Annotated in this window: 16 protein-coding genes; 11 read left to right on the forward strand and 5 right to left on the reverse strand. The window is 47.4% G+C overall.

Translation table 11 applies throughout. The features are described 5' to 3' along the window. Positions 1-894: an ABC transporter ATP-binding protein gene (locus AC1RR2_RS16725; RefSeq protein ID WP_493223410.1), complete on the reverse strand. Its 894-nt coding sequence runs from the start codon at positions 892-894 to the stop codon at positions 1-3. Between the two features lie 443 nt (positions 895-1,337). Here AC1RR2_RS16725 and AC1RR2_RS16730 point away from each other — a divergent pair, with 443 nt between their 5' ends. The 7 genes from AC1RR2_RS16730 to AC1RR2_RS16760 all read left to right on the forward strand — a co-directional run bounded on the left by AC1RR2_RS16730 (position 1,338) and on the right by AC1RR2_RS16760 (position 6,905). Continuing rightward, positions 1,338-2,666 (forward strand): sensor histidine kinase, encoded by a 1,329-nt coding sequence (locus AC1RR2_RS16730; protein ID WP_493223411.1) that lies wholly within the window; start codon positions 1,338-1,340, stop codon positions 2,664-2,666. 2 nt (positions 2,667-2,668) lie between these two features. Continuing rightward, positions 2,669-3,439 carry a LytR/AlgR family response regulator transcription factor gene (locus tag AC1RR2_RS16735; protein WP_493223412.1) on the forward strand — a complete coding sequence of 257 codons (771 nt, stop codon included), beginning with the start codon at positions 2,669-2,671 and terminating at the stop codon, positions 3,437-3,439. A 275-nt stretch (positions 3,440-3,714) separates the two neighbouring features. Further along, positions 3,715-4,659, forward strand: a complete 945-nt coding sequence (locus AC1RR2_RS16740) for a hydrogen peroxide-inducible genes activator (RefSeq protein WP_493223413.1) — start codon at positions 3,715-3,717, stop codon at positions 4,657-4,659. Between the two features lie 77 nt (positions 4,660-4,736). After that, a complete protein-coding gene (ubiA, locus tag AC1RR2_RS16745) occupies positions 4,737-5,627 on the forward strand; it encodes a 4-hydroxybenzoate octaprenyltransferase (RefSeq protein ID WP_493223414.1) in 891 nt (296 codons plus the stop codon). Between the two features lie 130 nt (positions 5,628-5,757). Further along, positions 5,758-6,069 (forward strand): ElaB/YgaM/YqjD family protein, encoded by a 312-nt coding sequence (locus tag AC1RR2_RS16750; RefSeq protein ID WP_493223415.1) that lies wholly within the window; start codon positions 5,758-5,760, stop codon positions 6,067-6,069. Between the two features lie 5 nt (positions 6,070-6,074). After that, positions 6,075-6,524, forward strand: a complete 450-nt coding sequence (locus tag AC1RR2_RS16755) for a phage holin family protein (RefSeq protein ID WP_493223416.1) — start codon at positions 6,075-6,077, stop codon at positions 6,522-6,524. Then, entirely contained in the window at positions 6,525-6,905 is a 381-nt protein-coding gene (locus tag AC1RR2_RS16760; protein WP_493223417.1) for a YqjK family protein, read from the forward strand. A gap of 13 nt (positions 6,906-6,918) precedes the next feature. Here AC1RR2_RS16760 and AC1RR2_RS16765 read toward each other — a convergent pair whose 3' ends face one another. The 4 genes from AC1RR2_RS16765 to AC1RR2_RS16780 form a co-directional block, all read right to left on the reverse strand. Then, positions 6,919-7,542: a TMEM175 family protein gene (locus AC1RR2_RS16765; protein ID WP_493223418.1), complete on the reverse strand. Its 624-nt coding sequence runs from the start codon at positions 7,540-7,542 to the stop codon at positions 6,919-6,921. Positions 7,543-7,649: 107 nt separating this feature from the next. Then, positions 7,650-8,504 (reverse strand): PA4780 family RIO1-like protein kinase, encoded by an 855-nt coding sequence (locus AC1RR2_RS16770; RefSeq protein WP_493223419.1) that lies wholly within the window; start codon positions 8,502-8,504, stop codon positions 7,650-7,652. A 51-nt stretch (positions 8,505-8,555) separates the two neighbouring features. Beyond that, positions 8,556-9,380, reverse strand: coding sequence for a pyrroline-5-carboxylate reductase (gene proC / locus AC1RR2_RS16775; RefSeq protein WP_493223420.1), 825 nt, complete (start codon positions 9,378-9,380; stop codon positions 8,556-8,558). Beyond that, the gene (locus AC1RR2_RS16780) at positions 9,370-10,086 is read right to left on the reverse strand and encodes a YggS family pyridoxal phosphate-dependent enzyme (RefSeq protein WP_493223421.1); all 717 of its coding nucleotides are present in this window, start codon (positions 10,084-10,086) and stop codon (positions 9,370-9,372) included. Before AC1RR2_RS16780 ends, proC begins: the two co-directional genes overlap by 11 nt. A gap of 71 nt (positions 10,087-10,157) precedes the next feature. Between AC1RR2_RS16780 and AC1RR2_RS16785 the strand changes: the two genes are divergently transcribed. The 4 genes from AC1RR2_RS16785 to AC1RR2_RS16800 all read left to right on the forward strand — a co-directional run bounded on the left by AC1RR2_RS16785 (position 10,158) and on the right by AC1RR2_RS16800 (position 13,488). Further along, positions 10,158-11,201, forward strand: a complete 1,044-nt coding sequence (locus AC1RR2_RS16785; RefSeq protein ID WP_422995641.1) for a type IV pilus twitching motility protein PilT — start codon at positions 10,158-10,160, stop codon at positions 11,199-11,201. Between the two features lie 41 nt (positions 11,202-11,242). Beyond that, the gene (locus tag AC1RR2_RS16790; protein WP_493223422.1) at positions 11,243-12,379 is read left to right on the forward strand and encodes a PilT/PilU family type 4a pilus ATPase; all 1,137 of its coding nucleotides are present in this window, start codon (positions 11,243-11,245) and stop codon (positions 12,377-12,379) included. After that, the gene (locus AC1RR2_RS16795) at positions 12,376-12,858 is read left to right on the forward strand and encodes a glutathione peroxidase (protein WP_493223423.1); all 483 of its coding nucleotides are present in this window, start codon (positions 12,376-12,378) and stop codon (positions 12,856-12,858) included. The genes AC1RR2_RS16790 and AC1RR2_RS16795 overlap by 4 nt, the downstream gene beginning before the upstream one ends. A gap of 129 nt (positions 12,859-12,987) precedes the next feature. Further along, positions 12,988-13,488: a DUF4124 domain-containing protein gene (locus AC1RR2_RS16800; RefSeq protein ID WP_493223424.1), complete on the forward strand. Its 501-nt coding sequence runs from the start codon at positions 12,988-12,990 to the stop codon at positions 13,486-13,488. Positions 13,489-13,560 lie beyond the last annotated feature (72 nt).

Genomic DNA, 13,560 nt, shown 5'->3' on the forward strand with positions numbered 1-13,560 from the left:
TTAAACTGACAGCGCAGGAGCGCTATTTTGTGATTTGCGCAATTGCAGGAAGTACACGTCTTCTAAATTGGCTTCGACTTGACGGAAACCATCGTCAGGTTGAGTTTCTGAGTACACATTGATTTGTGGCTTACCTGCAACCAAGCGGGTTGTCAGTACCGTAAATTTTTCTTGATAACTTGGTAGCGCCTCTTTACTGACGCTGCATCGCCAGACTTTGTTTTGCAGCATATCAATTGCCGCTTGTGGCTCGCCTTGCACCAGGACCTGGCCTTTTGCAATCATCGCCATACGTGGGCACAAATCGGTCACATCTTCAACGATGTGAGTCGACAGTATCACCACCACTTGTTCACCAATTTCAGACAATAGATTCAAGAAACGATTACGCTCATCGGGATCAAGGCCCGCGGTTGGCTCATCAACGATCACCAATTTCGGCGAGCCCAACAGAGCTTGTGCGATACCAAATCGTTGGCGCATACCACCAGAATAAGTACCTAATGCGCGTTTGCGAGCTTCCCAGAGATTCGTCTGACGCAATAGTCCTTCCACCGCTTGTTTGCGATCTGCTTTATTGGTGATGCCTTTTAATACGGCAAAATGGTTCAGTAAATCTTCAGCCGACACTTTGGGATAAACGCCAAAGTCTTGCGGCAAATAACCTAATTGGCGGCGCAGCGCTTCCTTATTATTTAACACATCCAAGCCATTAAAATGAATCGAACCACTATCTGGTTCTTGCAGGGTCGCAATCGTGCGCATCAAGGAAGACTTGCCTGCGCCATTCGGGCCAAGTAAGCCAAACAAGCCGTTCGGTATCTCCAGGCTGACGTTGTTGGTTGCGTGCACGCCATTGGCATAGGTTTTATTCAAATTTTTAATCGACAACATGAGGTAAGCTCCTTTATCTAATATTTCTATCTTAGGACTCAAGCAAAACAGACGCTGAGGTCTTATCTTCGCTTCGCCGTACAAAGCACTGTCTTTGGCTGCGCGCCTTGATTCAAGTATTCAAGGGCGGGCTCTGGTCAGCGCAAGTTTGCATAAGTTCTGAATCATTCAATCATTGCGCATCATACAAAAGATACATGACATTGCAATACAAAAGTGCAAGATGCGATCAAGCAGGGAATTTTTGTCACCAAAGCCAGAAATCTGACATGAAAAAAATTCACGCTGCTCACGCTTTCGTGACGCTAAACTGTAAACTGATGTCCTGTTTTATCGGCTCTATCGCAAATCACCCGTAACGCTAAGCAAACTGGCATAGTCCCAACTCCGCTTTAGCCTTTACAGGCATTGACCTTGTCAACGCCTATTGACGAACTACTTTTATGTCGAATCCAGAGAAAACGCCTGTCGCATCTGATCAGCCCTTGCCTGAGAAATTAATTAGCAAGCTAGGAAGCTGGTCGGTAAAAGCCCAGCACTATCCCGTCTTCAGTCAAACCTGGTTTCGCTATAAAGCGCTTAGTTTCGCGCCACCTTTGGGTGTTCTGGCCTTAATGATGTTGGCCATTTCCATCATAGTCGGGAACGAAAAATCGGCGGCAGCCAACGAGGTCAAGCCCTATCTCATGTTTTTTGTTCTGTTTGTGGGAATCACTTTAAATTTGTTGGCAGGGCGCTGGCTCGCTACCCAAGTGAAGAAAAGACAGTGGCGAAAAAAAAGAGAAATGCTCGGTATCGCCAGCGCGCTGATATTTGGCCTCTTACTGTCGTTGTTCATTGTCGAGTCGGCAGATCGCTTTGTCGATAAAAAGATTCAGAAAACCAGCCCAGAAACCAGAGAAAAGATTCAACAACTGACCAGTAGCGATGAAGTCAAGGTCGGCTTAATTATCACGGATGAAGAAGAACACAAGGCCAATATCGCTAATATTTTTTTCTGGGTGCTCTTGTTGAGCTGGTGGGGAGGCGCGCTAGATTTTCGTGCCTACCTCAAACAAGGACGAGAAATCGAGAAAGCCATGATGCAAGACAAACTCGATCAATACAAAAACGAACGCAATCAGGCGCAGATGCGCTTATCGGTTCTTGCCAGTCAGGTCGAACCACATTTTTTGTTCAATACTTTATCGGGAGTACGGGCCGCTATGCTCAGCGATCCGGCACGCGGTGTTGCCATCATTGATCACCTGGTCGATTATTTGCGTTCGACTATTCCGCAAATGCGTAGCGATGGTAACTTGATGCTTAGCAGCGTCGACCATCAATTCAATTCTGTACGGGCGTATTTGGGTGTGATTCATATGCGGATTCCACGCCTGAGCTTTAGCGTGGAATGTCCACCCGACTTATTGGATTGCGCGGTGCCGCCCTTGATGCTGATCAGCCTGGTAGAGAATGCTGTGAAACACGGAATAGAACCGAAAAAGGGCGCGGTACATATTAGCGTCAGGGCTAGCAAAATCCTAATGAATGATCAGGCCGGTGGCGAGCAACTATGCTTAAGTGTGGAAGACAATGGCGTCGGCTTTGGTCATAGCATTTCTGGCTCTGGTATAGGATTAAGTAATATCCGCGAGCGTCTAAAACATTTGTATGCAGGTGACGCCAGTCTAGAATTAAGTATGCGTGAAGAAGGCGGCATTGCAGCGCGCATACTATTGCCCATCAGCCGCTACGACGAACATACGTCGGAACTTAACAATGGATCATAATCATGCCAACCGCCATCATTGCCGACGACGAAGATTTACAGCGCTCAGATCTGCAGCGCATGTTGCAGCTAGTCTGGCCAGAACTTGAGATCGTCGCCACTTGTGAAGATGGTGGCGATGCCTTAGACGCCATCACGCAGCATCAAGCCGATATCGCTTTCTTAGATATCCGTATGCCAGAATTAAGTGGACTCGATGTTGCCCGTGCCAGCGATGGCAAATGTCGTGTGGTGTTTACCACGGCTTACGATAATCATGCGATTGAAGCGTTTAAACTGGGCGCGATTGATTATCTACTCAAACCGATTACCGAGGAAAGATTGCAACACACGGTTTCGCGCATCAAGGAACAACTCAGTGCCGGCGCCACGCCGAAAGATTTGATCCAAGTGATGGCGGCACTCGATCAACGTCTGCGTGGTTCACAAGCTGGGCCACAAGAAGCAGAAAGAATACGCTGGATTAGCGCCAGCTCTGGCAATACCATCAAACTATTTCCAATTGAAGAAGTTCTCTTCTTCGAATCTGATTTGCGCTATACGCGCGTGGTCAGCGCCGATGATGAAGGCCATATCCGCACCTCCATCAAAGAATTGCAAAAAGGCTTGGCACCGGATCAATTCTGGCAAATCCATCGCAGCATCATGGTCAATCCGCATGCCATCGCCCGCGCCCGACGAGATGAAATGGGCAATATTCTGGTTGAACTGAAAAACCATAGCGAGCAACTCAAAGTCAGCCAGACCTATGCCTGGCGCTTTAAAGGTATGTAAGATCAAGCGCATAGCAGCAATTCAAAATACACATCTAATTTTAATAATAGGACTTACGCAAAATTGCGCTGGCCAGGCGTGGAGCCGAAGGCAGTGCAATTGCACGGCGAGGCGAACACAACAACGCCAGCGTCTGTTTTGCGTAAGTCCTAAATAATTTCCAAAATAAGCTAACGAAGCTAAGCCTAAAAAATTATTTTGGATTTTTGATTTTTTCTGTAAAAAATGCAAAAGCACCTACTGACTTCAGCCGCAGTCTGTGCCACACTGAAAGCATGACTCTCACAGAATTAAAATACATTGTTGCTGTTGCCCGCGAAAAGCATTTTGGACACGCGGCAGAGGCTTGCTTTGTCGCGCAACCTACGCTGTCCGTTGCCATAAAAAAATTAGAAGATGAATTGGGCGTCACCATATTTGAACGTGGCGGTACCGAAGTATCTACCACGCCGCTAGGCGCACAAATTGTGGCTCAGGCAGAACGTGTCTTAGAACAAACTGCGGTGATCAAAGAAATCGCCAAGCAAAATAAAGATCCTTTAAACGGCCCTTTCCGTCTCGGCATCATTTACACCATAGGCCCTTATTTACTGCCGCATCTGGTCAAAACCATGATCGCCAAAGTACCGCAAATGCCGCTGATCTTGCAGGAAAACTTTACTGTCAAATTGATGGAATTGTTGCGCCAAGGTGAACTTGATGCAGCCATCATGGCGCTCCCCTTACCCGATCAAAGTTTGATGGTACAGCCGCTCTATGATGAGCCTTTTGTCGTTGCCATGCCTAAGGATCATCCTTGGGCGGGACGCGCATCGGTCTCTGCCGAAGAACTAAAATCAGAAACCATGCTGCTACTTGGCAATGGTCATTGCTTCCGTGATCAAGTCTTAGAAGTCTGTCCAGAAATGGCGCGATTCTCTACCGGCAGCGATGGGATTGCACGCACCTTTGAAGGCTCCTCCCTCGAAACTATCCGCCACATGGTTGCCTCAGGTATAGGCATTACCGTACTGCCTATGGCATCCGTTTCCGACGCGCACAACAAAGAGAGTATGTTGCGCTATGTCCCTTTTAGTAATCGCGCACCAGATCGTCGTGTCGTGATTGCCTGGCGTAAGAGTTTTACACGTCACGCCGCCATAGACGCGATACGACAAGCGGTATTGGATTGCGATTTGAATGGTGTCACGATGTTGGACGAAGTAGCTCAACCGCAATAAGCCGGCTATTGACACCAGAAGGGCTGATAGTTTCCTCGTATAATGCGACTTTACGTTTGCTAGCGCATTGTGCTTCTATGGAACTCTTGTCAACTCGCTTCTTTACTGGATTTGCTACCCGCCTTTCTTTGTATTTCAAACTGATACGGCTAGACAAACCCATAGGTATTCTGCTGTTGCTCTGGCCGACCCTCGCCGCATTATGGATCGCCAGCGATGGCCGACCTGACTGGCACTACTTGTTCATTTTTAGCTTGGGTACCATCTTGATGCGTTCCGCCGGCTGCGCCATCAATGATTTCGCTGATCGCGATTTCGACAAACATGTGAAACGCACAGCAGAACGCCCACTGACCAGCGGTAAGATCAAATCATGGGAAGCCGTGGCAGTAGCCGCCGTGCTGGCCGTGGTATCGTTTTTGCTGATTTTGCCTTTAAATACCCTGACTAAACAATTGTCAGTTGTGGCATTGCTTGTGGCAGGTTCTTACCCTTACTTCAAACGTTTTTTTGCCATTCCTCAGGCCTACCTCGGCATTGCATTTGGCTTCGGTATTCCTATGGCATTTGCGGCAGTGAACAATAGCATTCCGAGCGAAGCCTGGTTAATGTTAGTAGCCAATGTATTTTGGGCAATCGCCTACGATACTGAATACGCGATGGTAGATCGCGACGACGATCTGAAGATCGGTATCAAAACCTCCGCAATTACCTTTGGGCGCTGGGATGTCGCCGCCGTGATGCTGTGTTATGCACTGGCTTTACTATTGAATTCATATTGCGGCTGGCGCTTGGGATTAAGCTGGTGGGCACTAAGCGGTGTCGCGGTCGCGGCAGCGATCGCCGTCTACCATTACAGCCTCATCAAAGAACGCGACCGCATGCAATGTTTTGCGGCATTCCGCCACAATAATTGGCTGGGCGCGGCTCTGTTCTTTGGCGTTTTGCTGGACTACCTGCTACGTTGAGCGCAGTTTAAAACAGGACTTCTTGGTTTAAGTGTCTCAATTTTGCGCTAACTCAAAACAAAATCAAATTTTCGTTCTAGACTGTTTTCAGAAGTTCTATGTTCGTTGTTAGCTAATTAAAGGAAAAACCATGAATTCTGTAGACCAACACAAGGCCAATCTGATGCGTGAACTTACACAAGTTTTGAAAGATGCCGAAGAACTGATTAAAAACTCAGAACAACAAGCGGGCGATGGCTTTCAAAGTGCTAAAGACAAGCTGGAAGCGACGCTGAAAAACGCTAAGCAAGAAATCCATCGCATTGAAGAAGTCGTGGTGCAAAAAACCAAAGACGCGGCACACGCCACTGATGCTTATGTACATGATAATCCATGGAAAACCGCGGGTATCGCAGCCGGCGTAGGATTATTGGTAGGCTTACTCATCGCCAGAAATAAATAAGCCCGATGGCCATCACGGACTCCATTATTCGACTGGGCACCAGTCTGATCGAGACCTTGCATACGCGACTAGACTTAGCTTCTGTAGAAATCGAAGAAGAATTTAATCGCTATGCGGGTTATTTTGTACTGTCTGTGCTGGGGCTATTTTGCGGCATCGTCACCCTCTTACTGGTCATTTTATTGGTGCTGATTGTGTTTTGGGATAGCCACCGCGAAATGGCTTTATTTGGCTTAATTGCCTTGTTTAGCATCGCCACCTTGGTGATCGCACGCTATCTCAAAATCGCGATCAAGAATAAACCTCGCTTGCTAGCGACCAGTTTGAACGAATTGCAAAACGATCTGCAAACCCTGCGTCGCGCTACCGATAGGCCGGTTGATAAAGCAGCCGATAGTTCAACACCCACCTCCGCAAGAGCCCAAGGCCCTGATCAAGATAGTGAGGGCTTTTAAGTGATCTCAGAAGCTACTCCAACAAGTCGCCAACAAAAACTGCAAGCCAGACGCCTGGCTTTGGTCGCCCGTTGCCAGCAACAGAGGCAGGAACTGATTTGGCAAAGCGCACAATTGCATCATGAATTGCGCTTTATTGAACTCGGTCTGAGGGTCGCAAGCGTTTTACGAGCATCGCCTATCTTAATCGCAACGCTAGCCGCGGGACTGACTATCATCAAACCGAGACGAGTGATGTGGCTATTAAAAACGGGGCTGTCAAGCTGGCGCATGTACTTGAAATTTGCACCGATACTAATGCCTTTACTACCCCTGCTTCGTCAGTGGAAGGCAAATACGAATAACAAGCCAACCAACAATGCGCCTTCCCAAACACAGTAAGCCGGTCTTTGTTTTAGGCAGCTGATTGTTTTTTAGATTGTTTAAAACGCCACAACAAAAAGCCACCCGCTAATACGCAAGCGAGTGCCGCATAAATACTGATGCGCAAACCTGTCGCGCTCAGAGAAATACAATAAATCGCCAAACTGAGTAGATTCACTCTATGCGTAATCATTGCATCTTTAGGTGTAATGAACTCGGCAATTTTCTTACGACTGATCGCCATCCAAAAGAATAAGCTTTGGGATGCCAGTATCAAACCGAGCAACACCACATACACAATGTTGGCGGTTAGATTTTGGGGATAGCGTCCAAACAATGCAGCGACGAAGGGAAAGAAACAAATCAAGGACAAAAAAGCCAGGCTACAAATCAGCATAGGCAAATCAATCTCGGTCACTTTCTCAGTCAACTTATGATGCCAAACCCAAAACACGCCTAGAGCCGAAAAGCTCACAAAGTAAGCTAAGATCACGACCCCATCATGCGCCAGTGCATGCAGTAAATCGAGTGCGGAAAGCTTATCCGCGATGGTAGGCACCTTGACTTCCAACACGAGTATGGTCATTGCGATAGCAAAAACACCATCAACCAGAGTCTCTAAACGTGCCTTATGCAGGTGAAATTTTTTTGTCATGATAGAAAATTTTTTAAGAGGTTTTAAAATTCCTGATGTCATTCATGCGAAGCATTTGCAATTCTATTCGCTCTAAGGCTAAAAAAGTATGTAATTTGTTTATCAAGTTACATCGCGGAATTTGCCAGACGACGCTGCGCTTCTTCTTCCGCTTCCATACGAGCCAATTCAATTTCTTCTATCACCGCACCCACATCAACTGGACGTTTGTCCTCTGCCACGATGCCGGTCAATACCGTATCAGGACGCAATAAACCGGCGACATATAATTTCCAGATTTCTTTACCATACTGCGTCTTAGCCAACTCAGGGGCAAACTGGCTGAAGTAATTTCTCAAGTTATCAACGTCGCGATATAACATCGCTGCCGCGCCCATATTCCCTGCGGCATTAATCGCTTGGGGCAAGTCGATGATGACCGGCCCTTGTTCATTCAAAAGAATATTAAATTCGGATAAATCGCCGTGAATAATACCGGCACACAGCATCAACACCACTTGCTGGATCAACTCTTCGTGGTACACCAAAGCTTGTGCGTGACTGAGACTGACATCATTAAGGCGCGGTGCGACTTGGCCATCGGCGGTGCTCACCAGATCCATCAGTAAAACGCCCTCAAAACAGACATACGGGGTCGGCACCCGCACCCCGGCATCGGCTAATTTGTAGAGCGCATCGACTTCAGCATTTTGCCAAACCTCTTCTTGCATCTTGCGACCATATTTAGAACCTTTTTGCATGGCTCGCGCTTGCCGGCTATTTTTTACTGTGCGTCCTTCTTGATAAGCAGCAGCTTGTTTAAAACTACGCTGCCCTGCTTCTTTATACATTTTGGCACAACGAATCTGATCGCCACAACGCACCACAAATACAGTCGCTTCTTTGCCACTCATCAATTGACGCAGGACTTCGTCTATCATGCCTTCATCAACCAAGGGCTGCAAGCGCTTCGGTGTTTTCATAGGTTAGCAATCCTCGTTATCGATAGGGAGCGAAACAACTTCGGGCGTTGATTAATTTTGTCCAAACTCATCACCCAATTCTTTGCCGCGCTGAGCGGCGGCTTGTATTGCACGATGTATCGCCGGCTTGACCGCACTCTCGTCCATGCTGCATAAGGCAGCATAAGTGGTGCCACCTTTTGAGGTTACACGTTGGCGTAATACTTCTACCGCTTCATCTGACTGTTTCGCCAATTGTGCTGCGCCGTTAAATGTCGCTAGGGACAATTGACGCGCCTGTGCCGCATCGAAACCTAATTGCATTGCTGCTTCTTGCATTGCTTCAATAAAATAAAATACATAGGCGGGACCACTACCGGAGATCGCTGTTACCGCATCGATCATACTTTCATTTTGCACCCACATGGTTTCACCCACAGCTTGCATGATCGCTTGCGCTGAGTCACGTTCTTGGGCACTGACCGCTTCCATGGCATACAAGCCACTCATACCTGAAGCAATCATCGCGGGCGTATTAGGCATCGCTCTGGCAATTTTTTGATAACCACCTAACCAACGCGACATATCATCCGTACGAATTCCGGCAGCAACGGATAACAATAATTGCGTCGCTAAAAATGGGGCAAAGCTGGCGATAACTTGCCGCATTTGTTGTGGCTTGACGGCAAAAATCAGAACGTCCAGCTCGCGCAATTTTTCGTCCATCGTCATCGAGCTACTTACACCATATTGCTGACTAAGGCGTGTCACACTGTCGAGATTCAAATCGACCACATGAATATGTTTGGCATCGGTTAATTTATTGGCTAAACCAGCAATTAAAGCGGTCGCCATATTGCCACCACCAATAAACCCTATCTTCAATTCAGACTGCATAATCCCGCTTTCCAAAAATGGCACTGCCTATGCGCAGCATGGTACTACCCTCAGCGATCGCCGCTTCCATGTCCCCACTCATACCCATGGACAGAGTGTCGATCGCTATATTATTTTGAATTAATGTTTGTCCTAATTGCGCAAGTCGAAAAAATGCTGCGCGCTGCACTTGTCTATCTTCACTGGCTTCCGGCACTGCCATCAAACCACGTAATTTTATTCGCGGCAATGCATGCACCTGTTGCGCCAATGCCAATAACTGATCCGGATGCACGCCACTCTTACTCGCTTCACCGCTGATATTGACTTGCAGACAAATCTGTAAATCGCCCAAAGCCTCAGGTCTTTGCTCGGACAAACGAGAGGCGATTTTTTCTCTATCCACCGAATGTACCCAAGAAAAATGTTCGGCAATTGGACGGGTTTTGTTGCTCTGTATCGGGCCGATAAAATGCCATTCTGGTCTGACGACACAAGCTAATTCACCACACAGCTTCTCAACCAGTTCCATCTTATCGAGCGCTTCCTGCAAATAGTTTTCACCAAAACTTTTTTGTCCGGCTTGCAAAGCTTGCACCACTTCGCTCGCCGGGAAAGTTTTGGACACTGCCAATAAAGCAATTTCAGTTGGATTCCTGTCATAGCGACGGGCGGCAAGTGCAATTGCATCATGTACGACTTGCAAGTTGTTAGGGATTGAGGACATAATCAGGGAACCTTAGCAGCACATCAAAACAAGCTGCCGCGTTAATTTTTTTACTCTGTATCGGATTATAAATGGATATCTCAGAACTTCTCGCATTCTCGGTCAAGAATAACGCATCCGATCTACATTTATCTTCCGGATTGCCACCTATGATCCGCGTGCATGGCGACGTACGTCGTATCAATTTGCCGCCATTAGAACACAAAGATGTGCATTCCCTGATTTACGACATCATGAACGATGGTCAGCGCAAACATTATGAAGAAAATCTGGAGTGCGATTTTTCATTTGCGATTCCGGGTCTGGCACGTTTCCGCGTCAATGCCTTTAATCAGGAACGCGGTGCAGCTGCCGTTATGCGTACCATTCCTTCCAAAATTTTGAGCTTGGAGCAATTGAACGCGCCGAAGTGCTTTGCTGAATTCTCACTTAAAGCACGCGGCCTGGTACTGGTCACGGGACCAACTGGTTCTGGCAAATCCACCACATTGGCAGGCATGGTGAATCACGTCAACGAAACCGAATATGGTCACATCCTGACGGTCGAAGACCCTATCGAATTTGTGCATGACTCTAAAAAATGTCTGATCAACCAACGTGAAGTCGGACCTCATACGCATTCCTTCTCCAACGCCTTGCGCTCCGCACTGCGTGAAGATCCTGACGTTATTCTGGTTGGTGAATTGCGTGATCTGGAAACCATACGCTTAGCCTTAACTGCGGCTGAAACCGGTCACTTAGTGTTCGGTACTCTGCATACCTCATCCGCCGCAAAAACCATCGATCGTATTATTGACGTCTTCCCTGCGGAAGAAAAAGAGATGGTGCGTTCTATGTTATCAGAATCGCTGCAAGCAGTTATCTCGCAAACCCTGCTCAAAACCAAGGATGGTTCAGGCCGGGTCGCCGCGCATGAAATCATGGTCGGCACGCCGGCGATCCGCAATTTGATACGCGAAGCGAAAATTGCACAGATGTATTCTGCAATTCAAACTGGTAGCAATGTCGGCATGCAGACGCTGGATCAAAACTTATCCGACCTGGTGCGTCGCAACGTGATTTCAACCAGCACAGCCCGCGCCGCCGCTAAGATTCCAGATAATTTCCCAGGCTAAAAAACAGCAGCTCCCCCATTACAGAATAAGAAGGAAATTTCATGGAACGCGATCAGGCCACCAAATTTATGAACGACTTGCTCAGGCTGATGCTGAGCAAAAATGGTTCCGATCTTTTTATCACGGCAGAATTTCCACCGGCATTTAAGATCGACGGCAAAGTCACCCCGGTGTCGAATCAGGTACTGACGCCCGCCCATACAGTCGATCTGGCTCGTGCCATTATGAACGACAGACAAGCGTCTGAATTCGAATCGACTAAAGAATGTAATTTTGCGATTAACCCACCGGGCTTGGGGCGTTTCCGCGTCTCTGCGTTTTTGCAGCAGGGCAAAGTCGGCATGGTATTGCGTACCATTACTTCCACCATTCCTACCTTTGAGGATTTACGTTTACCTAGCCAAATTAAAGAAGTTGCAATGACCAAACGCGGTCTGGTGATTATGGTGGGTGCGACTGGCTCTGGTAAATCCACTACCTTGGCCGCCATGGTAGGTCACCGCAATGCCAATAGTTACGGACACATTATTACGATTGAAGATCCTATCGAATATGTTCATCCACATGGCAATTGCATCATCACCCAGCGCGAAATTGGTATTGATACCGACGATTGGGAAGTCGCATTGAAGAATACTTTGCGTCAGGCACCTGATGTGATCCAAATCGGTGAGATACGCTCACGTGAAACCATGGATCTGGCGATTGCTTTTGCTGAGACCGGTCATTTATGTTTAGCCACTTTGCATGCAAATAGCGCGAATCAGGCACTGGACCGTATGATTAACTTCTTCCCCGAAGAACGTCGTGCGCAGTTACTGATGGATTTATCACTGAACTTAAAGGCCGTCATTTCGCAACGATTGGTACCATTGCGCGGACAAAAAGGTCGCGTCGCCGCGATCGAAATCATGCTCAATACGCCTTTGATCTCAGACTTGATTTTCAAAGGTGATGTACATGAAATCAAAGAGATCATGAAAAAATCCGAAGAGCTAGGCATGATGACTTTTGACAAAGCTCTCTTCGACTTACACGAAGCAGACTTAATTACTTACGAAGACGCATTACGCAATGCAGACTCGGTCAATGAATTACGTCTGGCGATCAAGTTGCGCGGCAAAGACGCCAGCAATCGCGATTTATCAGCAGGTACGCAACATCTCGGTATTTTATGAGCGTGTTAGATTTTCAGGCCAACGATATTGCAGGTCAACTAGTCGATTTAAAACAATATGCCGGTCAAGTATTGTTAATCGTGAATACCGCAAGCCAATGTGGCTACACCTCGCAATACCAAGGATTGCAGCAATTGCACCAGGAATTTCAAGCTCAGGGCTTTCAAGTTCTGGGTTTTCCTTGCAATCAATTTGGCGCTCAAGAACCCGGAACTGCCAGCGAGATCGCGACTTTCTGTGAAAAAAATTATGGCGTCAGCTTTCCTTTATTTGAAAAAGTGAACGTCAATGGCAGTGATGCGCATCCCCTATTTCAATACTTAAAAAGTCAGGCGACAGGCATTCTGGGCACTGAAGGCATCAAGTGGAATTTCACAAAATTCCTGATCACAAAAGAGGCTCAGGTGTTTAAACGCTATCCACCGACTACAACGCCACAAGAGCTACGTGCAGACATCTTGGATCTATTAAAAAAATGAGTATAGGGCCAGCGCAATTTTTTCACTCATCCGATGCCACATGGCAAGGAAGCGCAGATTCTGATGCATCTTTGCTGGTAACTCTTTTCGTCGCATGATTAGCGTCTTTCATCTATCGTCAGGAATACCATGTCTGCACTCACGCTGCGCTCCACAAAAACTCTGATTGCCATGATCTGCTCTTTAGCTGTTTGCGACGCAAGTCTTGCTCAGGTTTTCGAGTGTCGTGACGCACAAGGAAAAAAAATCTTTGCCAATAGCTGCCCCGCTGGATCAAGCAAAATCAAAGAGATTGCCTCGCCCAATAGCAATCCCACGGGGACCATCAATCCCGCAACGCCTAGTCCAAACCCAACGATATGGACGCCCAAAACACCGGCAGAATCAAGCAGAGAATTTGCCGAATGGAAAAAGCGGCAAGAGGAAGAAGAAGGCTTAGTACGCGACCAGAAACGTGCCGACAGCAACAAATGCTACGAAGATCAAAAACGCTTACGCGAATTATTAAATGGCCAGCCTCTAAAAGCGGGCGTTGATGCCAACGGCGAACCAGTTTATATGGACGATGAAAAGCGCCTGGAAGAAATCAAAGCGATCACTGAACGGATTAAGAAATGTAGGCCAGACTAGGGCGTGTTGACATAATATTTAGGCAATGCGTTCTTGACAAAACGCAGGATGGCAAGGCGCATCTCGCCGCTG

Source organism: Undibacterium sp. GW821-FHT11H02 (genome assembly GCF_058808015.1).